Annotated in this window: 20 protein-coding genes; 11 read left to right on the top strand and 9 right to left on the bottom strand. The window is 74.8% G+C overall.

Features of this window, described 5'->3' with window-relative positions; genetic code table 11:
• Window positions 1-29 precede the first annotated feature (29 nt).
• A complete protein-coding gene (locus tag ABTY61_RS08615) occupies window positions 30-872 on the bottom strand; it encodes an iron-sulfur protein (RefSeq protein ID WP_350504190.1) in 843 nt (280 codons plus the stop codon).
• Between the two features lie 367 nt (window positions 873-1,239).
• On the opposite strand from ABTY61_RS08615, the gene ABTY61_RS08610 reads away from it, so the two are divergent.
• From ABTY61_RS08610 to ABTY61_RS08565, 10 genes are all read left to right on the top strand, one after another.
• Window positions 1,240-2,205 carry a FecCD family ABC transporter permease gene (locus ABTY61_RS08610; protein ID WP_350504262.1) on the top strand — a complete coding sequence of 322 codons (966 nt, stop codon included), beginning with the start codon at window positions 1,240-1,242 and terminating at the stop codon, window positions 2,203-2,205.
• Between the two features lie 26 nt (window positions 2,206-2,231).
• Complete coding sequence (locus tag ABTY61_RS08605) at window positions 2,232-3,245, top strand: FecCD family ABC transporter permease (RefSeq protein ID WP_502895251.1); 1,014 nt, start codon at window positions 2,232-2,234, stop codon at window positions 3,243-3,245.
• Entirely contained in the window at window positions 3,245-4,186 is a 942-nt protein-coding gene (locus ABTY61_RS08600) for an ABC transporter ATP-binding protein (protein ID WP_350504188.1), read from the top strand. The genes ABTY61_RS08605 and ABTY61_RS08600 overlap by 1 nt, the downstream gene beginning before the upstream one ends.
• A gap of 51 nt (window positions 4,187-4,237) precedes the next feature.
• Window positions 4,238-5,236 (top strand): ABC transporter substrate-binding protein, encoded by a 999-nt coding sequence (locus tag ABTY61_RS08595; RefSeq protein WP_350504187.1) that lies wholly within the window; start codon window positions 4,238-4,240, stop codon window positions 5,234-5,236.
• Between the two features lie 197 nt (window positions 5,237-5,433).
• Entirely contained in the window at window positions 5,434-6,633 is a 1,200-nt protein-coding gene (locus ABTY61_RS08590) for an ATP-grasp domain-containing protein (RefSeq protein WP_350504186.1), read from the top strand.
• Window positions 6,630-8,381 carry an IucA/IucC family protein gene (locus tag ABTY61_RS08585; RefSeq protein WP_350504185.1) on the top strand — a complete coding sequence of 584 codons (1,752 nt, stop codon included), beginning with the start codon at window positions 6,630-6,632 and terminating at the stop codon, window positions 8,379-8,381. The genes ABTY61_RS08590 and ABTY61_RS08585 overlap by 4 nt, the downstream gene beginning before the upstream one ends.
• Window positions 8,378-9,580 (top strand): MFS transporter, encoded by a 1,203-nt coding sequence (locus ABTY61_RS08580; RefSeq protein ID WP_350504184.1) that lies wholly within the window; start codon window positions 8,378-8,380, stop codon window positions 9,578-9,580. Before ABTY61_RS08585 ends, ABTY61_RS08580 begins: the two co-directional genes overlap by 4 nt.
• Window positions 9,577-11,343: an IucA/IucC family protein gene (locus tag ABTY61_RS08575; RefSeq protein WP_502895243.1), complete on the top strand. Its 1,767-nt coding sequence runs from the start codon at window positions 9,577-9,579 to the stop codon at window positions 11,341-11,343. Before ABTY61_RS08580 ends, ABTY61_RS08575 begins: the two co-directional genes overlap by 4 nt.
• Window positions 11,340-12,572 carry a type III PLP-dependent enzyme gene (locus tag ABTY61_RS08570; protein WP_350504183.1) on the top strand — a complete coding sequence of 411 codons (1,233 nt, stop codon included), beginning with the start codon at window positions 11,340-11,342 and terminating at the stop codon, window positions 12,570-12,572. Before ABTY61_RS08575 ends, ABTY61_RS08570 begins: the two co-directional genes overlap by 4 nt.
• A gap of 220 nt (window positions 12,573-12,792) precedes the next feature.
• Window positions 12,793-13,590 carry an inositol monophosphatase family protein gene (locus tag ABTY61_RS08565; RefSeq protein WP_350504260.1) on the top strand — a complete coding sequence of 266 codons (798 nt, stop codon included), beginning with the start codon at window positions 12,793-12,795 and terminating at the stop codon, window positions 13,588-13,590.
• Between the two features lie 64 nt (window positions 13,591-13,654).
• Here the strand turns inward: ABTY61_RS08565 and ABTY61_RS08560 are convergent, their stop codons facing one another.
• The 4 genes from ABTY61_RS08560 to ABTY61_RS08545 all read right to left on the bottom strand — a co-directional run bounded on the left by ABTY61_RS08560 (window position 13,655) and on the right by ABTY61_RS08545 (window position 19,403).
• Window positions 13,655-15,169 carry a pyridoxal phosphate-dependent decarboxylase family protein gene (locus ABTY61_RS08560; protein WP_350504182.1) on the bottom strand — a complete coding sequence of 505 codons (1,515 nt, stop codon included), beginning with the start codon at window positions 15,167-15,169 and terminating at the stop codon, window positions 13,655-13,657.
• Window positions 15,166-16,641, bottom strand: coding sequence for a diaminobutyrate--2-oxoglutarate transaminase (locus tag ABTY61_RS08555; RefSeq protein ID WP_502895242.1), 1,476 nt, complete (start codon window positions 16,639-16,641; stop codon window positions 15,166-15,168). The genes ABTY61_RS08560 and ABTY61_RS08555 overlap by 4 nt, the downstream gene beginning before the upstream one ends.
• A gap of 222 nt (window positions 16,642-16,863) precedes the next feature.
• Window positions 16,864-17,589 carry a response regulator gene (locus ABTY61_RS08550; protein WP_350504181.1) on the bottom strand — a complete coding sequence of 242 codons (726 nt, stop codon included), beginning with the start codon at window positions 17,587-17,589 and terminating at the stop codon, window positions 16,864-16,866.
• Window positions 17,586-19,403, bottom strand: a complete 1,818-nt coding sequence (locus ABTY61_RS08545) for a sensor histidine kinase (RefSeq protein WP_350504180.1) — start codon at window positions 19,401-19,403, stop codon at window positions 17,586-17,588. Before ABTY61_RS08545 ends, ABTY61_RS08550 begins: the two co-directional genes overlap by 4 nt.
• Before the next feature lie 249 nt (window positions 19,404-19,652).
• Between ABTY61_RS08545 and ABTY61_RS08540 the strand changes: the two genes are divergently transcribed.
• Window positions 19,653-21,041: a cation:dicarboxylate symporter family transporter gene (locus ABTY61_RS08540; protein WP_350504179.1), complete on the top strand. Its 1,389-nt coding sequence runs from the start codon at window positions 19,653-19,655 to the stop codon at window positions 21,039-21,041.
• Between the two features lie 129 nt (window positions 21,042-21,170).
• On the opposite strand, the gene ABTY61_RS08535 is transcribed toward ABTY61_RS08540, so the two are convergent.
• The 4 genes from ABTY61_RS08535 to ABTY61_RS08520 form a co-directional block, all read right to left on the bottom strand.
• Window positions 21,171-22,136, bottom strand: a complete 966-nt coding sequence (locus ABTY61_RS08535) for a hypothetical protein (RefSeq protein WP_350504178.1) — start codon at window positions 22,134-22,136, stop codon at window positions 21,171-21,173.
• Window positions 22,137-22,298: 162 nt separating this feature from the next.
• The gene (locus tag ABTY61_RS08530; protein ID WP_350504177.1) at window positions 22,299-22,808 is read right to left on the bottom strand and encodes an RNA polymerase sigma factor; all 510 of its coding nucleotides are present in this window, start codon (window positions 22,806-22,808) and stop codon (window positions 22,299-22,301) included.
• A 276-nt stretch (window positions 22,809-23,084) separates the two neighbouring features.
• Entirely contained in the window at window positions 23,085-23,789 is a 705-nt protein-coding gene (locus tag ABTY61_RS08525) for a GTP-binding protein (protein ID WP_350504176.1), read from the bottom strand.
• Complete coding sequence (locus ABTY61_RS08520) at window positions 23,770-24,117, bottom strand: DUF742 domain-containing protein (protein WP_350504258.1); 348 nt, start codon at window positions 24,115-24,117, stop codon at window positions 23,770-23,772. The genes ABTY61_RS08525 and ABTY61_RS08520 overlap by 20 nt, the downstream gene beginning before the upstream one ends.
• Between the last annotated feature and the right edge of the window lie 129 nt (window positions 24,118-24,246).

The following is a 24,246-nucleotide window of genomic DNA, read 5'->3' as shown; positions in this document are numbered from 1 at the left end:
GGGGCGGTTCAGGGTGCGCGGACCGTCCGTCAGAACCGCCGCAGCCGCTCCTCGTCGGAGGTGCGCGGGCAGGTCGGACAGGCGAGGGCCTCGGGCTTGACGGCGTAGTAGAGGCAGCAGCCGAGCCGGGTGCGGGTGTGGTGGTCGCGGCCGTCCGGGGTGCGCAGCCGGCGGAAGTCGGCGGCTCCGGGCAGCGGCAGGGTACCGCCGGGCAGCAGGGCCCCGGCGGCGGCGACGGCGGCGTCCTCCGCCGCGGCTGCGCCGGACTCGCCCTCGGCGGTGGCGTCCTGGCCGTCGAGCATCCGGCCGAGGTACCAGACGGCGGAGGCGAGGTCGTCCGTCACCATGCCCCAGAGCGCGCGGTCGCGGCGCCGGGTCGGCCCGGCGAACACGGCGAGCACCGGTTCGAGGTGGGCGACCACGGCGGCCCGCAGTTCGGCGCGCAGCTCGTCGTCGCCGGGGAGGGTGACGTGCCCGCGCGGGCGCAGCGCGAGGTCGCCGGTGGGGGCGTGCAGCCAGAGGTCGGCCGGGTCGACGGCGGGGACCCGCCGGGCGAGGTGCCAGGGGCCGGCGATGAGCAGGCAGACGGACCAGGCGTAGTGGTGGAGCAGCCGGGAGGCGGTGACGTGCGGGCGGGGTGCGCGGCCGTGCTCGGCTGCGATGCGGTCCTCCGCCCCGGCCAGGACGGCGGCCAGCGCCCGTTCGTCGGTGGCGAGTCGGGCGCCCGAGTACCAGCCGTCGGCGGCCGAGGGGTCGGGCTCGGCGGGGTCGAGCAGATGCAGCCGGAGCGCGGGGCAGAGTTCGCGCAGCCGCTCGTAGTCACCGGCCAGGGTGCCCGACCGGCCCCCGGGGTGGACGGGTGGAACAGACACGGGCGGAACGGCGACGGACGGAACAGACACGGGCGGAGCAGGCACGGGCGGAGCAGGCACGGGCGGAGCAGCTACGGGCGGAGCAGCTACGGGCGGGGCACAGTCCGGCGCGACGGGCAGGGGTGTTCCGGGGACCATCGGCACTCCTGAGAACGACTCCGAGTGATCGTTAAGGTGAGGCTCACCTTACAATGCCTCAGGACGTGCGCCGACCATCCGGCCGCGAAGCCGGGTGTGACGTACGACCAATGGCACGATCTTGACGAATTTAGGCAAACCTAACCTAAGATATCGACTCGTGCTGAGAACCGACCCGCCCGCCACCACAACCCCGGCGACGCCCCGTCCCGCGGCGCTCCAGCGACCGCTGCTGCTGGTCGCCGGTGCGGGCGCGCTCGTGCTGTGCGCCGCGCTGAGCCTGGCGCTGGGCTCCCGCTCCATCCCGCTGTCCACCGTCCTCGACGCCCTCACCGGCGCCGCCCACGGCGGGGACGCCGACGTGGTGACGGGCCTTCGGGTCCCGCGCACGCTCATCGGACTGGCCGTCGGAGCCGCGCTCGGCGTCGCCGGGGCGGTCGCCCAGGGCGTCACCCGCAACCCGCTGGCCTCCCCGGTCACCCTCGGCATCAACGCCGGCGCGAGCCTCGCCGTGGTCGCCGCGATCTACGCACTGGACCTCTCCCGCCCCTCCCAGTACGTCTGGTTCGCCTTCGCCGGGGCGGCCGTCGCCGCCGTCGCCGCGTACGCCATGTCCCGGCGCGGCGGGGACCTCGACCCGGTCCGGCTCGCGCTCGGCGGCACCGTGCTCACCGTGGTGCTCACCTCCTGGACCTCGGCGCTGATGCTGGCCAGTCACCGCACCCTGGACGAGGCCCGGTTCTGGCTGGCCGGCTCGATCGCCGGCCGGCACCTGGACACCCTCACGCCGGTGCTGCCGTTCCTGGCGATCGGCCTGGTGGCCGCCTTCGCGATCTCCCCCGCGCTCAACGCGCTGGCCCTGGGCGACGAGACCGCCCAGGCGCTGGGCGTGCCGGTGGCCCGGATCCGGGTGGTCGGCGGACTGGCCGTGGTGCTGCTCGCGGGCAGTGCGGTCGCCGTCTCCGGACCGGTGGCGTTCATCGGACTGGCCGCGCCGCACCTGGTCCGCACCGTGCTCGGCAACGACCACCGCTGGCTGCTGCCCGGCTGCCTGATCACCGGCCCGCTGCTGCTGCTCGCCGCCGACGTGCTCGGCCGGCTCGTGGTGCAGCCCTCCGAGATCGAGGTCGGGATCGTCACCGCCTTCCTCGGCGCGCCGCTGCTCGCGGTGCTGGCCCGGAAGGTGGCCAAGTGAGCGCGCGCAACGGGCGGACCGCCGCGATGGGCCCGATCGGCCGCCGCCGGGCCCGTACCGCCGCCTGGTCGCTGCTGGCCCTCGCCCTGCTGGTGGTGCTGACCGGCATCGCGCTCGGCACCGGCCAGGTGAGCATCTCCGTCTGGGACGCGCTGCGCGCCCTGTTCGGCCAGGGGCAGCCCGGCGACGTCCTGGTGGTGCAGCAGTTCCGGGCGCCGCGTGTGGTGTCCGCGCTGATCGCGGGCGCCGGGCTGGCGATGGCCGGCTCGATGCTGCAGCGGCTGTTCCGCAACCCGCTGGCCGCCCCCGACACCATCGGCATCACCGGCGGCGCCTCCTTCGGCGCGGTCCTGATGCTCGCCACCGGGGCCTCGCAAGAGCTGATCCCGGTGGCCGCGGTCGGCGGCGGGCTGCTCGCCGCGCTGCTGCTCGGCGGCTTCGCCTGGCGCTCCAGGATGGCCGTCACCCGGCTGGTGCTGGTCGGCCTGGCGGTCCAGCAGGGCCTGGCCGCCGCCGTGAATCTGATGATCGTACGGTTCCCGGCCGAACTGGCCTCCTCCGCGATGCAGTGGACCACCGGCTCGCTGTACGGGCGCAACTGGACCGAGGTGTGGATCGGCGGCACCGCCATCGCCCTCACCGCCGGCGCCGTCCTGCTCTGCCAACGGCGGGTCGCCGTCCTCGACCTCGGCGACGAATCGGCCGGCGGCCTCGGACTGAACCCCGCCCGGGACCGGCTCTGGCTGCTGCTGCTCACCATCACCCTCGCCTCGCTGGCAGCCGCCCTCACCGGTCCGGTCGCCTTCGTCGCCCTCGCCGTCCCCCACCTGGTCCGGCTGCTCGCCGGTCCGCCGACGGTCGGCACCCTCGGCCTCACCGCGCTCACCGGCGCCGTGCTGCTGCTCGCGGCCGACCTCCTCGTGCTGCACGTGATCCCCGTCCACGGCCTGCCGGTCGGTGCCGTCACCGCCACCCTCGGCGCGCCCTGGCTCCTGGTGCTGATGATCCGCCAGGGCCGGCTTCCCCAGAGGAGCAGCTGATGACCAGCGCCACCGACACCGCCGCCGGCACCGGCACCGGCACCGCCGCCGGCACCCGTACGGATGCCCACCGGCTAGCCGCCCACGGCCTCGGGCTGCGCTACGGCGACCGGACCATCGTCGACGGGCTCGACCTCGAACTGCCCGGCGGCGCCGTCACCGCGATCGTCGGACCGAACGCCTGCGGCAAGTCGACGCTGCTGCGCGGCCTGGTCCGCCTGCTCGGCCCGGCGGCCGGCACCGTCACCCTGGACGGCGCCGACATCCACCGGATGCCCGCCCGCACCCTGGCCAAGCGGATGGGCCTGCTCCCGCAGCAGCCCGTCACGCCGGAGGCGGTCACCGTCGAGGCGCTGGTCCGGCTCGGGCGCTACCCGCACCAGCGGATGCTCAGCCCGTGGTCCAAAGCCGACCAGGCCGCGGTCGAGGAGGCGCTGCGGCGCACCGGCACCGCCGACCTGCGCGACCGGCAGGTCGACCGGCTCTCCGGCGGACAGCGCCAGCGGGTCTGGATCGCGCTCGCGCTCGCCCAGGAGACCGACCTGCTGCTGCTCGACGAGCCGACCACCTTCCTCGACCTGCGGCACCAGCTCGACGTGCTGGACCTGGTCGCCGACCTGCACGCCGAGGCCGGACGCACCGTGGTCATGGTGCTGCACGACCTCGGGCAGGCCGCGCGGTACGCCGACCACCTGGTGGTGCTCAAGGACGGGCGGCTCGCCGCGGCCGGTCCGCCCGCCGAGGTGCTGACGGCCGAGCTGGTGGAGGCCGTGTTCGGCGTGCCCTGCCGGGTGGTGCCCGACCCCGAGACCGGCACTCCGCTGGTCGTGCCGCGGGCACGGGTGCGCGGCGGCGCCGCCGGTGCCGGTGCCTGTTCCGGTGCCTGTTCCGGTGCCGCCACTGCCACTGCCACCGATGCCGCCGCCGTCCCCCGGGCCTGAGGCCCTACCCCCCTGTCCCGTATCCCCGTTCGCCCGATCCAAGGAACTCCGATGAACCGCCGACTCCCCGTCGCCGTCCTCGCCGTCACGCTGTCCGCCACGCTCCTCGCCGCCTGCGGCAGCACCGGGGACGGCGCCAAGTCCGGCGGTGACTCCGGCTCCTCCACCGCCTCGGCCGGCACCGCCGCCGGGTTCCCGCGCAGCGTCAAGCACGCCGCCGGGACCGCCCAGATCAAGTCCCAGCCCAAGCGCGTCGTGGTGCTGGACAGCGGCGAGCTGGACGACGTCACGCTGCTCGGCATCACCCCGGTCGGCGCGGTGTCCCCGCACATGAAGACCGAGGGCGGGTTCCCGAACTACCTGAAGGACAAGATCAAGGACACCAAGGACGTCGGCCCGATGAACGAGCCGAACCTGGAGCTGATCGCCTCCCTCAAGCCCGACCTGATCCTCTCCTCCAAGGTCCGGCACGCCAAGGTGTACGACCAGCTGAACGCGATCGCGCCGACCGTGCTGGCCGAGACCACCGGCTTCCCGTGGAAGGACAACCTGGCGCTGTACGCCCAGGCGCTCGGCAAGGAGGACGAGGCGAAGAAGGCCCTGGCCGACTACGAGGACCGGGCGCACAAGCTGGGCGAGGCGATCAAGGCCAAGTACAACGGGACGATGCCGACCGCTTCGGTGGTCCGCTTCGTGGCCGGCCCGACCCGCCTGTACGCCAAGGCCTCCTACAGCGGCGTGGTGCTCAAGGACGTCGGCCTGACCCGCCCGGCCTCGCAGGACGTGGACAAGAACATCATCGAGGTCAGCGCCGAGCAGGTCAGCCAGGCCGACGCCGACCTGGTGTTCGTCACCACCGCCGACGACCCGTCCAAGACCAAGGAGAACGAGGTCCAGCAGACCCCGGTCTGGCAGGGCCTGAACGCCGTCAAGAACAACAAGGTCTTCACGGTGCCGGACGAGACCTGGATGTCCGGCATCGGCGTCCAGGCCGCGGACGCGATGCTCGTCGACATCGCGAAGGCAGCGGGCGTGGACGCGCCCAAGTAGCCGTCGGCCGCCGTCCGTCGCCGCCCGCCGCCCCCGGTACGCGGGGCGGCGGGCGGCGGACCACGAACAGCCGACGGCGAACAGATTTCAGCCTTCAGATTTCAGAGTTCAACTTTCAGATAACAGATAACAGATTTCGAACTCTGTCATCTGTTCGCCGTCCTTCGTCCGTCACCACGCCTCCGAGGACAATCCCCATGCGGCTCTACCTGCTCGCCCTCAACCCCACCGACTCGGTCACCCGCGGCTTCCTGCCCGCCGCCGCCCGGCTCGGACTCGACGTCACCGTCCTCACCGACCACGTCGAGGCCCACCAACGCGCCTACACCGGAGCGGAGTTCACGTGCGAGGTGGTGGAGTGCGACGTCCAGGACTTCCGCGAGGTGATCGGGCTGATATCCCAGCGCCACACGCCGGCCGCGGTGTTCAGCAACAGCGACCACCTGCAGACCCAGACCGCCCTGGCCGCCGAGTACTTCGGACTGGCCGGCAAGGACTGGAAGGCCGCCCTTCGGGCGAAGAACAAGGGTGAGCTGCGCCGCCACCTCGCCGAGTGCGGGCTGGACGCCGTCGAGTCCGCCGAACTGGCGCCCGGGCAGGACCCGAACGGCCTCACCCCGTCGTTCCCGTGCATCGTCAAGCCGCGCGAGGGCGTCGCCAGCGAGGACGTCACGCTGGTCGCCGACAGCACCGAACTCGCCCAGAGGGTCAAGGAGATCCAGCAGCGCCGCCCCGACGCCACCCTGGTGGTCGAGGAGTTCCTGGCCGGCGAGCTGTGCACCCTGGAGACCCTCGGCGACGGCCGGACCCGGCACGTCCTCGGCGGCTTCCGCACCCGCCTCTCCCCGCCGCCGGACTTCATCGAGGAGGTGCTGACCTTCACCCCGGCGCACCCCCGGCCGGTGGTCGACCAGGTGCTCGCCCAGCTCGACGCCCTGGGGGTCGGACTCGGCGCCTGCCACACCGAGTTCGTCCTCCAGCCGGACGGCCGCGCCCGCATCATCGAGGTCAACTACCGTGCCATCGGGGACCAGTGCGACCTGATGCTCGCCGAGATCCTCGGGATCCCCTACTTCGAGCTGGTGCTCCGCGCCCACCTCGGCGAGGAGCTCCCCGCCGACCTGGGCGCCCGCCGAGACCAGCGGGCCCGCCACGAGCGGGTCTGCGCGGAGCGGGCCGGCACCCTGACCGCCGCCCCCGAGCCGCACTACGAGCGACGGGCCGACGGCGTCACGCTCTCCTACCGGCCGGTGCGCGAAGTCGGCGCCCGGCACGAGCTCTACCGCACCAACCGCGACTACCTGGGCATCGTCTGGGCGGTCGGCCCGGACCAGGACGTGGTGGACGGCGCCGTGGCGGCGTTCATCGCCGCCAACCGCTGGGAGATCACCTCATGACCCCGGCCGCGCCTTCCCCCGCCTCCCGCACCCCCGTCGCCTGCTCCCCCACCCCTCCCGCCCCCGCCTCCCGCACCCCCGCCGAGCAGCTCACCCTGCGCGTGCTGTCCGCGCTGCTGCGCGAGGACGTGCTCGGCCTGCGCACCCGCGGCCTCCTGGAGCAGCGCCCCGACGGCCCCTGGCTGAGCGACGGCTCGCTCGCCCTGCCGGTCGCCCCGGACGGCTTCCAGGCCGACCACGCCGCCCGGCTGCCGGAGCTGGAGGTGGACGGCGTCCGCCTCACCGACCTGTCCACCGTCCTCGCCCGGCTGGCGGAGCGCGCCCACCCCCTGGACCGCCCCGGCCACCTGGCCTTCGCCGAGGAGTGCCGGCAGACCCTCGCCACCATGGATCTGCACGACCGGGTGCTGCCCGAGGTGCACGCCGAACTCGCCGAGCGCTACGGCGAGGACGTGGCCGACTGGACCGGCCCGCGCGCCTCGCTCGGCTTCGAGGCCCTCGCCGCCTTCCTGGACCACCCGGTCTACCCGACCGCACGCGGCCGCTCCGGCCTCACCGAGGAACAACTGCGCTCCTACGCACCGGAGTTCCACCAGAGCTTCGAGCTGCGCTGGCTCGCCGTCCCGACCGGCCTGCTGACGGTACGCGGCGACGGTCCGCTGCCCGCCTGGTGGCCGAGCGCCGAACAGCTGGGCGTGCCGGGCGAGTTCCTGACCGTCCCGGTCCATCCGCTCACCGCGGACGAGGACTTCGCAAGGATCGCGCCGGGTGCGGTGCTCACCCCCGAGCCGTACCTCACGGTGCTGCCGACGCTGTCCATGCGCACGGTCGCCGTGGCCGAGGACCCGTCCTGCCACCTCAAACTGCCGCTCGCCACCGCGACCCTGGGCCTGCGCAACCGGCGCACCATCAAGCCGGTCACCCTGGTGAACGGCGCGGTCGGGCAGCGCCTGGTGGAGACCGTGGCCGCCCGTGAACCGCGCTTCTCCGGGCGGGTGCTGCACGCCGACGAGCAGCACTACGCCCACGCCGAGGACGAGCTGCTCGCCGTGCTCCTGCGCCGCTACCCGGACGGCCTGCACGGGGCCGTCACCGTCCCGCTGGCCGCCCTGCTCGCCGAGGCGCCCGACGGCAGGCTGGTGATCGACCACCTGGCCGACCGCTTCCACCACGGTTCCGTCCCCGCGCTCTACGAGGAGCTGCTGCGGCTGCTGATCGACTGGCAGACCACCCTGTTCGGCCACGGCATCGCCCTGGAGTCGCACCAGCAGAACACCTCGCTCGTCCTCGACGGCACCGGCCTGCGGCTGCTCTACAAGGACAACGACGGCCCCCGGATCAACACGACCCGGGCGGGCGCCTCCCGGATCGCCGAACTGGCGGCACTGGTCCATGAGTTCCGCGACCCGCGGATCCTCGCCGAGCAGGACCGCGCGCTCACCGACCTGTTCACCACCATCACCGGCCACCTGTGCACCGCCTCGCTCGCCTTCGGCCTGGCCGCGCACGGCCGGGTGCCGCTGGAGCGGAGCCTGGAGCTGCTGCGCACCGTGCTCACCGAAGCGGTCGACCGGCTCGGCCCGGCCGGACAGCCGCTGCGCACCGACCTGCTGGACGCCGAACGGCTGCCGGTCAAGGCCATGGTGAGCGCCGGGAGCCTGCTCAGCAAGGAGCGCAGCGGCGCCGCCGACATCAACAAGCACTACACCGACGGCCCCAACTACCTTCTGCTGAAGGGCCGTTCATGATGGCCTCCGTCGACGCCGAGCCGCGACCTCGGCCGCGGCCGGCCGGCGCCGTCGGACTGGACCGGCGCCAGGTGCACGCGGTGGCGGCCTGCTACTTCGTCGCCTCCTTCGCCGCCCTCGGCCTGCCGCCCTACCTCACCGAGATCCTCCCCGGCCTCGGGGACCACAGCGGCCACTGGGCCGGCCTGCTCTACGTCGTGCCGACCGTCTTCACCGCCCTCGGCGCCCCGCTCTGGGGCCGGCTGGCCGACCGCTTCGGCCAGAAGCGGCTGCTGCTGCGCGCCCAACTCGGCCTCGCCGTCTCCTTCCTGCTGGCCGGAGCCGCCGACAGCCTGCCCGCGTTCACCGCCGCACTGGTCCTCCAGGGCTTCCTCGGCGGCACCTTCTCCGCCACCAACGGCTACCTGGCCGCGGCCCTGGACGGCTCCCAGCTGTCCAAAGCGCTCACCCTGATGCAGGGCAGCGCCCGGGCCGCGCTGGTCGCGGCACCGATCCTGGTGGGCGCACTGTCGCCGTGGATCGACCCGCACCGGCAGTACCTGGTGATGGCGGTCCTGCCGCTGACCGCCGCGCTGCTGCTCAACTCCCTGCCGGAGCCGGCCCGTCCGGCCGTCACCCCGGTGGGCCGCGAGGCCGCCCCGGCCGACCCGCCGGGCTCGCTCAGACTGCTCTACACCTTCGAGTTCGCCTTCGTCTTCGCCACCATCATCTCCTTCCCGTACCTGATCACCCTGGTCCAGCAGCGGCTGCCGGGCGCCGGCGGCACCGTCGCGGGCCTGCTGTTCGCGCTGCCGCACCTGGTCTACCTGGTCGGCGCCGGCCGGGTGCACGCCGTTGTCGAGGCGCGGCCCCGCAGCGGGCTGGCCCTCGGCTTCGCCCTGGTCGCCCTCGGACTGGCCGGCCACGCCCCGGCCCATTCACTGCTCACCTTCGCCCTCACCCGGGCGGTGCTCGGACTCGGCATGACCATCGGCCTGGTCTGCCTCGCCGTCCTCGCGGCCGAAGCCGCCCGCGGCCGCGCCCCGGGCCGGATGTTCGGCACCCGCGAAACCGTCTCCAAGTGCGGTGCCGTCGCCGCCGGACTGGCCGCCGCGCTCGCCAACGGCAGCGGCGGACCGGCCGCCCCGGTCGTCACCGGCACCGTCGCCGCACTGGCCGCCGCCCTGCTCGCCCTCCTGACCCGTAGGAGTCCCCGATGACCGCCCGGCCCACCACCCTCCCCGCCTCCCTCTCTGCCATGCCGTCGACCACGGACCCCGCCGAACTGCCCGGCGCCGACGAGGCGGTGGCACACACCCTGCTCAACTGCCTGCTGCGCGAGGTGTCCGCCCCCGAGCACCAGACCGCCGTCGACGACGGTCACCTGCTGCTGCGCCTGCCCCGCCGCGGCACCCTGCTGCGAGTCGCCCTGCGCCGCACCTCACTGCTCGGCGCACACCGGTTCACCGGCCCGGTGCACGAGGAAATCCCCGAAGGCTGGCGCGAGTTGGACTGGCGCGAGCTCGCCGGGTACGCCCAGGACGAGTTGGAGCTGCGCACCGGCACGGTGAACGAGGAGTTCCTCGACCAGGTGGCGTCCAGCCACCAGGGCGTCGGCGCCGGCCTGGCCGACCGCCCGGCCGCCGGGGCGGACCGCTACCTGGAGTCGGAGCAGGCCCTGCTGTTCGGCCACCGCTTCCACCCGGCCCCCAAGTCCCGCTCCGCCGCCCGGGGCGACTGGCGCCACTACGCGCCCGAGTCCCGCGCCGCCTTCCCGCTGCGCCACCTGGCCGTGCGCACCGAGCTGCTGGCCGAGGAGTCCGCGGACCAGGGGGCGAGCGCCGTACTGGACGGCCTCGGCGAGGTGCCGGACGGCTACCGACTGCTGCCCGCCCACCCCTGGCAGTACCAACTCATCGGCGATCACCCGCTGTTGCGCGCGGCCATGGCCCGCGGCGACGTCCTCGACCTCGGCCCGCGCGGCGAACGCTTCGCCGCCACCGCCTCGGTGCGCACCCTGTACGGCGCGGACGCCTTCCTCAAGTTCAGCCTCAACGTCCGGATCACCAACTGCCTGCGCAAGAACGCCGCCTACGAGCTCACCGGCGCCGTCCGGCTCACCCGCCTGCTGGACCCGGTGCTGACCGACCTCGCCCGGCGCTTCCCGGACGCCGCGACGCTGCGCGAGCCCGCCTTCCGCACCCTCGCCCTGCCCGGCGCCGACGGCCACCCCGACCGGGCGCTGTTCGAGGGCTTCGGCCTGATCCTGCGCGAGGGCTTCGGCGGTCTGCTGCGCCCCGGCGTCACCCCGCTGCTGGCCGGCGCCGTCGCCGACGAGCACCCGACCAGCTCGGCCCACATCTCCCATCTACTGGAGGGGCGTTCGGACGGCACGACGGCCCTCGACTGGTGGCGCGCCTACCTGCGACTGCTCCTCCCGCCGGTACTGGCGGCCTACTTCGACCACGGCGTGGTGCTGGAACCGCACCTGCAGAACGTGCTGATCGGCGTCGACGCCGCCGGCCTTCCGGCCCAGGTGCTCTTCCGCGACCTGGAGGGCACCAAGCTCGTCCCCGAGCAGAACGCCGGGCTGCTGGCCGCCCTGCCGCCCGAGGTGGCCGGCCCGATGACCTACGACGCCGAGCGCGGCTGGGACCGGGTGGTCTACTGCCTCCTGGTCAACCACGTCGCCGAACTGCTCGCCGCCCTGGCCGACCGCCACCCGGAGCTGGAGGGCGCGCTCTGGCAGGCCGTCCGGGACACCCTGGAGGAGTACGCCGCCGCGCACGGCCGCCCGCCCCGGCTGCGGGCACTGCTGGCCGGCGTCCCGCTGCCCGCCAAGGCCAACCTGCTGACCCGCTGGGAGCGCAAGGCCGACCGCGAGGCCGGATACGTCCGACTGCCCTCCCCGCTGGCCGGCTCGGTGCTCGCCGAGGCCGCCCGCATGACCGCCCACCTTCCGACCGGGAGCGCCGTCCGATGAGCAACACCCCGACCACCGACATCCCGGTGAACGGCACCGTGCGGCACCATGTCGCCTCCCTCGCACCCGAGCAACTGCCCGCCTACGTCTACGATCTGGGCGCACTGCGCGAGCACGCCGCCGCCGTCCGGGCCGCGCTGCCGGAGCGGGTCGAGCTGTACTACGCCGCCAAGGCCAACCCGGAGGCGCCGGTGCTGACCGCGCTGCGCGCGGCCGTCGACGGCTACGAGGTCTCCAGCGGCGGGGAATTGGCACACGTGCGGGCCGTCGTGCCGGACGCTCCGCTGGCCTTCGGCGGTCCGGGCAAGACCCCGGCCGAGATCCTCGCCGCCGTGGACGCCGGGGTGCACCGCTGGCACGTCGAGAGCGAGCAGGAGCTGCACCGGCTCGCCGCCGTCCTGGCCGAGCGCCCGGCGGCGGCCGTGGACGTCCTGCTGCGGGTGAACCTGCCGGTGGTCACCGACGCCCTGGACGCCGTGCCGCTGGCCATGGGCGGGCGGCCGACCCCGTTCGGGCTCGACCCGGACCGCGCCGAGGAGTGCGTCCGGCTGCTCACCGACGGCGGCCCGCTCGGACGCCGGCTACGCCTGCGCGGGGTGCACGCCCACCTGGCCAGCGGGCTGGCGGCCGAGGAGCAGCTGGCGGTCGCCGAGCAGATCGTCACCTGGTCGGCAGAGCTGGCCGAGCGGCACGGCCTCCCGCTCACCGAGGTCAACATCGGCGGCGGCATGGCGGTGGACTACGACGACCCGGCACACCGCTTCGACTGGACGGCCTTCGGCGAGGGCCTGGCCGAGCTGCTCGACAGCCGCCCCGGGCTGACCCTGCGGATCGAGCCCGGGCGGGCACTGACCGCCTACTCCGGCTGGTACGCGACCGAGGTGTTGGACGTGAAGCGCAGCCACGGCGAGGACTTCGCGGTGGTCCGCGGCGGAACCCACCACCTCCGCACCCCGGCCACCCGCGGGCACTCCCAGCCCTTCGCGGTGCTCCCGGTGGACGCCTGGCCGCACCCGTGGCCGCGCCCCGCGGTCACCACGGGACGGGCCACCCTGGCCGGGCAGCTGTGCACCCCCAAGGACGTCCTGGCCCGGGCGGCGGACGGCGCGGCGGGCCTGCGGGCGGCGGACCGGGTGCTGTTCGCGATGGCGGGCGCGTACGGGTGGAACATCTCGCACCACGAGTTCCTGATGCACCCGCGCCCCGGGTTCCACTACCTGGGCGGCTGACGGTCGGCAGCCGGGCGACTGAGGAACGGCCGACGGCGAACAACCGGACAGCTAACAGATAACAGATAACAGCTAACAGATTTCGAAATCTGTCATCTGTTATCTGTTAGCTGTCGCTCATCAGCGGTCAGCCGTCAGCCGTCGGCACCCCCGTCCGCCGACACCCGCTCCGCGCACTCGTGCGAGAGTGGTAACCGGCGAAGGGAGCGCGAACGTGCTGATGGACAAGGTGGCGGAGATACTCGCCGAGGCCTCGGCCGAGGCGGTGGAACCGCGCTTCCGGGCGCTGACCGCCGGCGAGGTGATGGAGAAGGCGCCCGGCGAGATCGTGACGATCGCCGACCGCGAGGCCGAGGCGATCATCGCCCGCCGCCTGTACGAGCTGCTGCCCGTCCCGGTGGTCGGCGAGGAGGCCGTGGCCGCCGACCCGGCGCTGGCCCTGGCCATCCACGACGAGCCCGCCGTCTGGCTGGTCGACCCGGTGGACGGCACCTCCAACTTCGTCGCGGGCCGCCCCGACTACGCCGTGATGTGCTCCCTGGTCCGCAACGGCCTGACCGTCGCCTCGTGGATCTGGCAGCCCGCCACCGCGACCGCCTACCGGGCCGAACTGGGCTCCGGCGCCTGGCGCGACGGCGAACGCCTCACCCGCCCGCCGGCACCCGCCGCCGCCGGGAAGCTGACCGGCATCCTGAAGAGCCGCTTCCTCGCCCCGGAGGAACGCCGCCGCCTGGAGTCCCACTGCTCGGCCTTCGGCGAGATCTCCCCCGGCCGCAGCGCCGCCGGGATCGAGTACCCGGACCTCGTCGAGGGCCGGACCGACTTCATCTTCTACTGGCGCACCCTCCCCTGGGACCACGCCCCGGGTTCGCTGCTGCTCTCCGAGGCCGGCGGCGTCGCGGCCCGCCTGGACGGCTCCCCCTACCGTCCCGAGGCCCCCGGCTGCGAGGACGGCCTCCTGGTCGCCGCCGACCCCGACACCTGGGAACTCACCCGCGGCGTCCTGCTGGACGACTGACCGCACCCGGACGACCGACCGCCCCGGACGACCGACCGCGCCCCCGTCGGGGCCGGGCGCACCGCTACCCCGCCCGCTCCCCCGCCACCTTGCGCCCCGCTCCGACCACCTCTCGCAGCAGCGCCCCGACCTCCCCCACCGTCGTGTGCGGGTTGAGCAGCGTGAGCTTCAGCCGCACCCGCCCCGGCCCGTCCCCCGGCAGCTCGGTGCGCCCGACCACCGCGCGCCCGGTGCGCAGCAGCAGCCGGCGCAGCTGCCCGTTCAGCTCGTCCACGGCGGCCTCGTCCGTCAACCCGGGCGGCCGGTAGCGGAACAGCAGTGCGGTGAGGACGGGTTCGGTGTGCAGTTCCAGTGAGGGTTCGGCCCGGACGGCGTCCGCGGCGGCCAGCGCCAGGTCGTGGCAGGCGTCCACGAGCCGGCCGAGCCCTTCGCGGCCGAGGGTGCGCAGTGTGACGGCGAGCTTGAAGGCGTCGGCCCGCCGGGTGGTGCGCAGCGAGCGGCCGAGCAGGCTCGGGTAGCCGGCCCGCTCGTCGTCGACGGGGTTGAGGTACTCGGCGCGCCGGGCCAGCGACACGTACGTCTCGGCCCGTCGGACCAGGAAGACCCCGGCGGCCGCGGGCTGCCAGCCGAGCTTGTGCCAGTCGAGGGAGACGGAGTCGGCGCGGGCGATGCCGTCGAGCAGCGGGGCGAGCCGGTCGGAGAGCAGCGCGCCGCCGCCGTACGCGGCGTCGACGTGCAGCCAGGCGCCGTAGCGGCCGGCCAGGTCGGCGGCGGCGTGCAGCGGGTCGACGGCGCCGGTGTCGGTGGTGCCGGCGGTGGCGACGATGGCGATCGGGGTGCGTCCGGCCCAGCTGGCCTCGGCCAGGGAGCGTTCCAACTCCTCCGGGGACATGCGCAGTCGGCGGTCGACGGGGACGGCGAGGACGGACCGCTCGCCGAGTCCGAGCAGGGCGGCCGCGCGCTGGACGGAGAAGTGGGCGGCTTCGGAGGCGAGGATGCAGGGTCGGGCGCCGGCCGGGATGCCGTCCAGCTCGACGATGCCGTCGAGCTTCTGGTCGCGCGCCAGCATCAGGCCCATGAGGTTGGACTCGGTGCCGCCGGAGGTGAGCACCCCGGCGGCGCGCGCCGGGTCGTAGCCGACCAGGGTGGCGAGTTCGGCGAGCAGCGCGGTTTCCAGGGCGGTCGCGGCGGGGGCCTGGTCCCAGGAGTCCTGGGAGGGGTTGAGCGCGCTGACCGCGAGGTCGGCGGCGGCCGCGACGGCGAGCGGCGGGCAGTGCAGGTGCGCGGCGCAGGCCGGGTCGGCGGGGTCGGCGGCGCCGTAGGCGAGCAGTTCGGTGAGCCGGGCGAGCGCGCCGCGTCCGCCGGCGCCGGCGAGTCCGTCCGCGACCAGGGCGGCGATCTCGGCCGGGCTGCCGGCGGGCAGCGGTCCGGAGCGCAGGGCGGTGCCGGTGTCGAGGGCGTCGAGGACGGTGGCCAGCAGCGGGCCGAGTGCCCCGGGCCCGCCGGCGCCGCCCGCGAGGGCGTCCAGAGTGCCGCCCTCGCCGGGCAGTTCGGGCGCCGCCCCGGAGCCGCCGGTCACGCCCCACCCCGCGCCGTCGAAGCCGGGACCGACCCCGGCACCGGCCCCCCCGACCCCGAAGCGGAGACCGAAGTGGAGACCGACCCCGCCGCCGAGGCCGCCGCGATCGCCTCCGCCAGCCGCTCCAGCACGGCCGCGACCTGCTCGTCGGTGATGGTCAGCGGCGGCAGCAGCCGCAGCACCGCGTCGTGCCGCCCGCCGAGTTCGACGATCAGCCCGCGCGCCAGGCAGGCCTCGCGGACCCGTACGGCGAGCGCGGGATCGGCCGGCCGGGCACCGCAGGCGTCGGGTTCGGCGCCCGGGTCGACCAGTTCGATCCCGATCATCAGCCCGCGCCCGCGCACGTCGCCGATCGCGGGCAGTTCGGCGGCGAGTTCGCGGAGCCGGGCGGTGATCCGCGCGCCCGCCACGGCCGCCCGCTCGGCCAGTCCGTGCGCGGCGACGTACCGCAGGGTGGCGGCCCCGGCGGCCATCGCGAGGGTGTTGCCGCGGAAGGTGCCGGTGTGGGCGCCCGGCCGCCAGCCGTCGTAGTCCTCGCGGTAGACGACGACGGCGAGCGGCAGGCTGCCGCCGATGGCCTTGGAGAGCACCATCGCGTCCGGGACGATGCCGCTGTGCTCGACGGCCCACATCGCGCCGGTGCGTCCGACGCCGGTCTGCACCTCGTCCACGATCAGCGGGATGCCGCGCTCGGCGGTGATCCGGCGCATCTCGCGCAGCCAGCCGTCGGGGGCGGGCACGACCCCGCCTTCGCCCTGGACGGCCTCCAGGATCATCGCGGCGGGCGGCACCACGCCGCCGGAGGGGTCGTCCAGCAGCCGTTCGACGTAGGTCGCGCCGAGTTCGGCGCCCGCCTCGCCGCCGACCCCGAACGGGCAGCGGTAGCCGTACGGGTAGGGCAGCCGGACGACCTCGCCGCCGCCGGGCAGCGGCTCCTTGACGGCGACGTTGCCGGTGAGCGCGAGGGCGCCGGCCGTCATGCCGTGGTACGCGCCGGTGAAGGCGAGCGCGCCGGAGCGCCCGGTGGCGGTCTGCATCAGTTTGAGGGCGGCCTCGACGGCGTCCGTGCCGGCCGGTCCGCAGAAGTGCACCCGGGCGCTGGAGGCGAACCCGGGGGGCAGGCTCTCGAACAGCGCGCTGGTGAAGTCGTCCTTCTCCGCGGTGGCGAGGTCGAGCAGGTGCAGCGGGGCACCGCTGTCGAGGGTGCGGCGGATCGCCTCCAGCACGACGGGGTGGTTGTGGCCGAGGGCGAGCGTCCCGGCGCCGGAGAGGCAGTCCAGGTAGCGGCGCCCGTCGGCGCCCTCGACGGTCATGCCGTGGGCCCGGACCGGAACGATCGGGAAGGAGCGGGCGTACGTCCGGGCGGCGGACTCGCGGACGCGCTGGCGGCGCAGGATGGCCTCACCGGCGGGCGGGGCTCCGGCGGCGGTGGCCCCGGAGACGGCCTGGGCGGGTACGGCGGCGAGCGACAAGGCGAACCCCCAGAAGAAGTTAGGTAAGCCTAACTTTATCGCCCTTGACCTGCCGGAACGCCTCGGGGGCACCCAGAACCACCCGAGTGAGTGAACTTCCCCCGGTACCACCCGCGCCGCCCCGTGCGGTCCAACGAGCGGGGGCGCCGGAAGGTTACGGACGACGACCACCGAAGGTCGCCGGGCGACGCCCCCGAAGGTCGCACCGGCCCCGGACCGGCGTCAGCGCCCCTTCCAGCGGTAGCAGAGCTCCGGCCGCCCGACGCTCCCGTACTGCGGCTCGCGCACCGCCCGCCCGGTGTCCACCAGGTGCTCCAGGTAGCGCCGCGCGGTGATCCGGGACACCCCGGCGGCCGCGCCGGCGGCCGCCGCCGACAGCCCGGTCGAGGCCTCCCGCAGCACCGAGGCCACGGCGTCCAGGGTCGGCGCGCTCAGCCCCTTCGGCAGCGAGTTGCGCTCGGGCGTGCGGAGCAGGGCGAACGCCTGGTCGACCTCGTCCTGGCCGGTCGCCTCGCCGGTGCGCCCGAGGCTGTCGCGGTAGCGGGCGTAGCGCACCAGCCGGTCGTGCAGGGCGGCCGCGCTGAACGGTTTCAGCAGGTACTGCACGACCCCCGCCGACACCGCCTGCCGCACCATGGCGAGGTCGCGGGCCGAGGTGACGGCGATGACGTCGGTGGCGTGCCCGGCCGCGCGCAGCGTGCGGCACAGCTGGAGGCCATGGCCGTCCGGCAGGTAGAGGTCGAGCAGGGTGAGGTCGACGGGCGTCCCGGCGGCGCGGGCCCGCTCCAGGAAGCGCAGCGCGTCGGCGCAGCTGTGCACCGTCCCGACGGCGCGGAAGCCCGGCTCGCGCTCGACGTACAGGGTGTGGGCGGCGGCGGCCACCGGGTCGTCCTCCACGACCAGGACGGCGATCCCGCTCCGGGCGGCCTCCGCCGCGGCGTCGCTCACGCCTGGGCCCCTTCCTGCTCCCGGGCCCGCTCAGGCTCCCCGGCCCGTCCAGGCTCCCCGGCCCGTCCAGGCCCCTCGACCCGCTCAGGCCCCCCAGCCCATTCCTGCCCCGGGGCCCGTTCCCGCTCCCGGGCCCGGCCGCCGGTCAGCGGCAGCCGCACGGTGAGCACCGCACCGCGGTCGCGCCCGACCTCGACGGTGCCGCCGTTGCGCCGGGCGGCCTGGGCGACCAGCGCCAGGCCCAGGCCGTGCCCGCGACCGTCCTGCTTGGTGCTCCAGCCGCGCCGGAACACGTCCTCGACGGCGGCCGGGTCGATGCCCGCGCCGGTGTCGGCGACCCGCAGGAGCAGATGGGCGCCCCCCGGTTCGGCCTCCCCCGCACCGCCTCCCCCGCCGCCGTCGATCCGCGCGGTGACGGTGACCTCCGGCGCGCCCGGGCTCTGCGCGGCCCCGGCGATCGCGGCGTCCACCGCATTGTCGATCAGGTTGCCGAGGACGGTGATCAGGTCCCGTGCGGGGAGTCCGGGCGGCAGCACCCCGTCGTCGATCCGGCTGTCCTCGGTGAGGGTCAACTCCACGCCCCGCTCGGCCGCCTGGGCCGCCTTGCCGAGCAGCAGCGCGGCCAGCACCGGCTCGCCGACCGCGGCGACCACCCGGTCGGTGAGCTGCTGGGCGAGGGCGAGTTCGGCGGTGGCGAACTCCACCGCCTGTTCGTGGCGGCCGAGTTCGATCAGCGAGACGACGGCGTGCAGCCGGTTGGCGGCCTCGTGCGCCTGCGCCCCGAGCGCCTCGGTGAAGCCGCGCACGGAGTCCAACTCACCGCTCAGCGACTGCAGTTCGGTGTGGTCGCGAAGGGTCACCACCCGGCCGAGGCCGGTGCCGATGGTGGAGGTGTTGAGCACCACGACCCGCTCGGCGGTCAGATGGACCTCGTCCCGGACCGGCTCCTCCCCGAGCACGGCCGCCACCAGTGCCTCCGGCAGCCCCAGTTCCGCCACCGGGCGACCGTCCACCTCGCCCGCCAGTCCGAGCAGTTCGCGGGCCGCGTCGTTGCACAGCACGACCCGGTGCGCCCGGTCGAGCAGGACCAGCCCCTCGCGCACCGAGCGCAGGGTCGCCTGGTGGTACTCGTAGAGGTGGCTGAGCTCGGCCGGCCCCATCCCGTGGGTGTGCCGCCGCAGCCGGGAGTTGGCGAGGTAGGTGCCCACCCCGCCGACCGCGAGGGCGGCCACCGCGACCCCGACCAGGGCGAGCAGCGGTCCGCTCAGCTGCGCGGAGATCGACTCCAGCGTCAGCCCCACGCTGACCAGCGCGACCACCCGGTGCTGGTCGTCGAACACCGGGGTGACCACCCGCACGGACGGGCCGAGTGTGCCGGTGTAGGTCTCGCTGCGGGTCTGGCCGGCCAGCGCCCAGTCGATGTGCCCGAGGTAGCGCTTGCCGATCTGCTCGGGCAGCGGGTGGGTCCAGCGCACCCCGTCGGTGTCCATGACGGTGATGAAGGAGACCTTGACTTCCTGGCGCACCTGCTCGACGTACGGCTGGAGCACCGCGGTCGGATCGGGCCCGGAGACGGCGGCGCGCACGGACGGGGAGTCGGCGACGGCGTGGGCGACCGAGGTGACCTCGCGGCGGGCCGCGTCCTCGGTGCGCTCGGCGGTGAACAGGTACGCGAGCACCGCGCCGCCCGCGACCACGGCGGCGACGATGACCACCTGGACGACGAACAGCTGCCCGGCCAGGCTGCGGACCAGCCGGCGCGGCAGGGGGAACCACCGGCGACGCGAGCGGGTGGGGGCGGTGCTCACGGACATGCCTGCCAGTGTGCACCACCGGTGCGCCACCGCCCCGGGCGCTCCGGGGCGGCCGGGCCACGCCCGCACCTCTCACCCCCGCCCGCACCTCTCACCCCCGCCCGGGCCCTTCCCGCGTCAACTCCTGCGCGAAATCGCGCTCCCCGTGAACTCTATGAACGCAAACGTGACCTCCGTCACTCCCGGAGCCCATAGTCGGAGCGGCCCACCACCCGGGGCCACCAGGACTGCACGGCGAAGGAGCCGCAGATGTCGATCACCGAGACCGCCACGGCGGGGGGACCCAGACGCAAGGACCGGACCCACTACCTCTATCTCGCGGTGATCGCCGCGGTGATCGCGGGCGTGGTGGTCGGACTGGCCGCCCCCGGCTTCGCCGTGGAGCTGAAGCCGATCGGCACCGGGTTCGTCAACCTGATCAAGATGATGATCAGCCCCGTGATCTTCTGCACCATCGTGCTGGGCATCGGCTCGGTCACCAAGGCGGCGAAGGTCGGCAAGGTCGGCGGCCTCGCCATCGGCTACTTCCTCGCCATGTCGACCATCGCGCTGGCCATCGGCATGGTCGTCGGCAACCTGCTGGAGCCCGGCGGCGGCCTGCACCTGACCGCCGCGCTCGCCAAGTCCGGCCACGCCCAGGCGGCCGCCGGCGGCGCCCAGTCGACCACCGACTTCCTGCTCGGGATGATCCCCGACACCCTGTTCTCGGCCCTCACCCAGGGCAAGGTGCTGCAGACCCTGCTGATCGCGCTGCTGACGGGCTTCGCCCTCCAGGCGATGGGCCCGGTCGGCGCCCCGGTGCTGCGCGGCGTCGAGCACCTGCAGCGACTGGTCTTCCGGATCATGTCGATGATCATGTGGGTCGCGCCGATCGGCGCCTTCGGGGCGATGGCGGCGGTGGTCGGCGCGACCGGGGTCGACGCGCTGAAGAGCCTCGCCGTGATCATGATCGGCTTCTACGTCACCTGCGCGCTGTTCGTCGTCGTGGTGCTCGGCGCGCTGCTGCGCCTGGTCGCCGGGGTGAACGTGTTCGCGCTGCTCAAGTACCTCGGGCGCGAGTTCCTGCTGATCCTGTCGACCTCCTCCTCCGAGAGCGCGCTGCCCCGCCTGATCGCCAAGATGGAGCACCTCGGCGTCAGCCGCCCGGTCGTCGGCATCACCGTGCCGACCGGCTACAGCTTCAACCTCGACGGCACCGCGATCTACCTCACCATGTCCTCGATCTTCATCTCCGAGGCGATGGACAAGCCGATGTCGATCGGCGAGCAGATCTCGCTGCTGGTCTTCATGGTGATCGCCAGCAAGGGCGCGGCCGGGGTCACCGGCGCCGGGCTGGCCACCCTGGCGGGCGGACTGCAGTCGCACAAGCCGGCCCTGGTGGACGGCGTCGGCCTGATCGTCGGCATCGACCGGTTCATGTCCGAGGCCCGCGCCCTCACCAACTTCGCGGGCAACGCCGTCGCGACGGTGCTGATCGGGCACTGGACCGGCGAACTGGACGCCGAGCGCGCCCGCCGGGTGCTGGACGGCGAGCTGCCGTTCGACGAGCTGACCCTGGTCGACAGTCACGGCGCCGTCCCCGCGCCGGAGGCCGTCCCCGCCCGGGACACCGCCCCGGCCGCGACCGCCGCCGCCTGAGCGGCCCCGCCACTCCCCCGGTCCGGCGCCAACCACCTTCCCCCGGAAACGGCGCCGGGCCGGGGGCTCCGCGTTCCCGCCCCACCGAGCCCGCCCCCGCCCGCCGGCACTTGCCTCCGCCCGCCCCGGTCAGAACTCCCGGGAGCCGCTGACCGCCCAGGCCACCCCACTGGCCGGATCCTCCAGCGCCAGGTGCAGATGACGCAGCCCGGCGGCCGGCTCCTGCCAGGTGAAGCAGCGCATCCGGGCGACCAGGGCGTCCACCTCGGAGCGGTCCGGCCCCTGCGCCCCGGCCATCGCGCCCAGCGCCCGCCAGAGCCGCAACCGCCCGTGCGCGCAGCCGTGCGTCCGGCCCACCGCGGCGGCCTGCACCAGCGCCGGATAGGCGAGCGCGAACGGCAGGAACCCGCCGACCACCCGCCGGGCCCGGGCCAGCACGGCGGCCGCCAGCGGACCCGGGCCCCGGACGCAGACCACCTCCGCCCAGGGCGCCAGCGAGGCCAGCTCCGCCAGCCCCCGGGTGACCCGCTGACCGCCCGGCCGGGCCGCCGACCGCGGCAGGTCGACCCCGCCGAGGCCCTCCCGGCTGGCCGGCAGGGTCAGCACGGCGCTGCGCGCTCCCCCGCCGGGCAGGTACTCCCGCACCCGCGCGGCCTCGTCCCAGCCCGCCTTCTCCCAGGACTCCAGGCGCAGCGGCACGCCCTCCGGATCGGGCTCGGCCCCGTAGGAGAGGTCCTCGCCGAGCAGCACCCGGGTGTGCGCGACCAGCCGGCGCACCGGGGCCGGACCGAGCAGCGGGGCCAGCCGCAGCCAGGAGTGGCGGGTCGCCAGCACCTCCCAGAGCGGGCCGGCGTCGTGGTCCCCCGTCCCGGCGAACGTCCCCGCGCCACCGTCCGCGTCGAACAGCCGGACGGCCAGCTCGGGCGGCGCCGCGTAGGCGATCAGGTGGCCGAGCGGCGCGGTCAGGGCCACCGCGGCCTGCTCCCCGGCCTGCACGACGGCGGCTGCCCGGCCCTGCCGGTAGGCGGCGAGCAGCTCGGGCCAGCGGCCGTCCTCGGCCAGGGCGCGGACGCTGTGGTCCTCGTACGTGATCACGATTTTCAGCGTACGGGCCGGGGTGGCGCATCAGCCGACTTGCCGTCGGCTCGGTGCGTCGGGCCCGGCGGCCCACCCGTACCGGGAGAGCCGGAAAGGCGCGGACCGGGGCGGGGCGGGGCGGCGCAGCGCGGGGCGGACCGGGGCGGGGCGGGGCGGCCCTCAGGGGTCGTGCCGGCGCTCGCGCTCCAGGACGGCGCGCAGCCGGACGTGAGCACGGCGGCGGGTGACGGCCAGGGTGCTGCGGTGCAGGCCGAGCAGCTCGGCGGCCTCGTCGACGGAGTAGCCGTCGAGGTCCACCAGCACCACGGCGCGAGCCTGCTTGGCGGTCAGGAAGCCGAGCAGGCGGACCACCTCCCAGCGCGCCTGGAGCTCGGCCATCCCGCCGGGCGACGGATCGAACGCAGGCCGGCCGCCGCCCGGGCCCGCGGCCTCGGCCGACTCGGGCAGCTCGCGCAGCGCCGCCCGGCGGCGCTCCCGGCGCCACTGGTCGCGCAGGATGTTGGTCATCGTGGTGAACACGTAGGCGTACGGCTGCGGATGGCCGAGGAAGCGCTCAGGGCGGCGGGCGATCCGCAGGTACGCGTCGTGGACGACGTCACCGGCGGCGAGCGGGCTCCCGGTGAGCATCGCGGCCGCCTGCTGGAGTCTGGGCAGGAGTTCGGTGAACACCCTGTTGAAGTCTGCGGATTGGTGTTCCGGCGGCCCCGGACAGAAGTCCTTGTGCCGCCCTTCCGTGTACCGCCCGCCGCATTCCGCCATGCCGCTCTCCCCGGAAATCGGCATCCTGAACGCCCAGTTGGGGCCTGTCCCGACCCCTACCGGACATGTTGTGACACAGGTCACATCATAGGCCGCCCTTTCGTCCCGCGCAGTCATTCGTGTGCAATTCGTCATCAGCCGGACGGAGCGGGGGAGTTCACCCGCTCCGCTGCCGCGCCGCCGCGATCACCCGGCCGAGCCAACCTCCGCCAGCAACCGGGCGGCGTGCACCCGGCCGGCGTGCTCCACCAGGTTGATCAGCACCTCCTTGCCGGAGGCGCGCTGCCGGGCGTCGCAGAGCACCACCGGCGTGCCGGAGTCCAGGTCCAGCGCGCGGGCGACCTCCTCCGGGCGGTACTCGCGCGTCCCGGCGAAGCGGTTCACCGCGACGACGAACGGGATGCCGCGGTGTTCGAAGAAGTCCACCGCCGGGAAGCAGTCGGTCAGCCGGCGGGTGTCGGCGAGCACCACCGCACCGAGCGCCCCCTGCGCCAGCTCGTCCCAGAGGAACCAGAACCGGTCCTGCCCCGGGGTCCCGAACAGGTAGACGGCCAGCCCCTCGCGGATGGTGATCCGGCCGAAGTCCATCGCCACCGTGGTGGCGGACTTGCGCTCCACCCCGTCCAGGTCGTCCACCCCGCGCCCGGCCTCGGTCAGCCGTTCCTCGGTGCGCAGCGGGCGGATCTCGCTGACCGCGCCGACCAGCGTCGTCTTGCCGACCCCGAACCCGCCCGCCACCAGGATCTTGAGCGCGAGCACCGGGTCGGACGGGTCCACCGGACCCACCGGGTCGGACGGCCACCGGCCGAGCGGCTGCCGCCGGCCGGACGGGGGCGTCCGGTCGGACGGGTGCCTCGGGTCGGACGGGTGGTCAGAGTGCGCGAAGCCCATGGATGACCTCCTGGAGGATGCGCTCGTCGGGGAGCAGGGCGGGCGGGACGGGGCGGTTGACCCGGACCAGCCCGGCCGCCAGCAGATCGCCGAGCAGCACCCGCACGACGCCCACCGGCAGGTCGAGTTCGGCGGCGAGCTCGGCCACGGACAGCGGCGTGCCCAGGCACAGGCGGAGGATCCGCGCCTGCTCGGGACCGACCGGCGGCCCTGGCCCGTCCGGCGCGAGCGCCGGGTCGGGCAGGTCGGACACGACCACCGCGATCAGGTCGAACTGCTGCTCACCGGCGCCGGTCCGGCCGCCGGTCATGGCGTACGGGCGGACCAGCGGCCCGGCCTCGTCGTCGTACCAGCGGGCCTGGTGGGCGGCGGCGAGCGGGTTGCGGGGCGGCCGGTCGGGGGCGGCCCGCGAGTGCTCCGGATGTCGCTGGTGGTACGGGTGGAAGGCGTGCTCCGC

The sequence above is a fragment of the Kitasatospora sp. NPDC096128 genome (genome assembly GCF_040303105.1).
Classification (GTDB): Bacteria; Actinomycetota; Actinomycetes; order Streptomycetales; family Streptomycetaceae; genus Kitasatospora.
Note: the sequence above shows the minus strand (reverse complement) of the source record. Positions and strands in the feature narration are given on the sequence as shown.

What these genes read in the sequence shown, in the direction of transcription:
- ABTY61_RS08600 (WP_350504188.1), top strand. Translation starts at nt 3,245, where the DNA reads ATGACCAGCGCCACCGACACCGCCGCCGGCACCGGCACCGGCACCGCC.
- ABTY61_RS08580 (WP_350504184.1), top strand. Translation starts at nt 8,378, where the DNA reads ATGATGGCCTCCGTCGACGCCGAGCCGCGACCTCGGCCGCGGCCGGCC.
- ABTY61_RS08570 (WP_350504183.1), top strand. Translation starts at nt 11,340, where the DNA reads ATGAGCAACACCCCGACCACCGACATCCCGGTGAACGGCACCGTGCGG.
- ABTY61_RS08525 (WP_350504176.1), bottom strand. Translation starts at nt 23,789, where the DNA reads ATGGGCTTCGCGCACTCTGACCACCCGTCCGACCCGAGGCACCCGTCC.
- ABTY61_RS08605 (WP_502895251.1), top strand. Translation starts at nt 2,232, where the DNA reads ATGGGCCCGATCGGCCGCCGCCGGGCCCGTACCGCCGCCTGGTCGCTG.
- ABTY61_RS08595 (WP_350504187.1), top strand. Translation starts at nt 4,238, where the DNA reads ATGAACCGCCGACTCCCCGTCGCCGTCCTCGCCGTCACGCTGTCCGCC.
- ABTY61_RS08565 (WP_350504260.1), top strand. Translation starts at nt 12,793, where the DNA reads ATGGACAAGGTGGCGGAGATACTCGCCGAGGCCTCGGCCGAGGCGGTG.
- ABTY61_RS08590 (WP_350504186.1), top strand. Translation starts at nt 5,434, where the DNA reads ATGCGGCTCTACCTGCTCGCCCTCAACCCCACCGACTCGGTCACCCGC.
- ABTY61_RS08575 (WP_502895243.1), top strand. Translation starts at nt 9,577, where the DNA reads ATGACCGCCCGGCCCACCACCCTCCCCGCCTCCCTCTCTGCCATGCCG.
- ABTY61_RS08545 (WP_350504180.1), bottom strand. Translation starts at nt 19,403, where the DNA reads ATGTCCGTGAGCACCGCCCCCACCCGCTCGCGTCGCCGGTGGTTCCCC.
- ABTY61_RS08540 (WP_350504179.1), top strand. Translation starts at nt 19,653, where the DNA reads ATGTCGATCACCGAGACCGCCACGGCGGGGGGACCCAGACGCAAGGAC.
- ABTY61_RS08585 (WP_350504185.1), top strand. Translation starts at nt 6,630, where the DNA reads ATGACCCCGGCCGCGCCTTCCCCCGCCTCCCGCACCCCCGTCGCCTGC.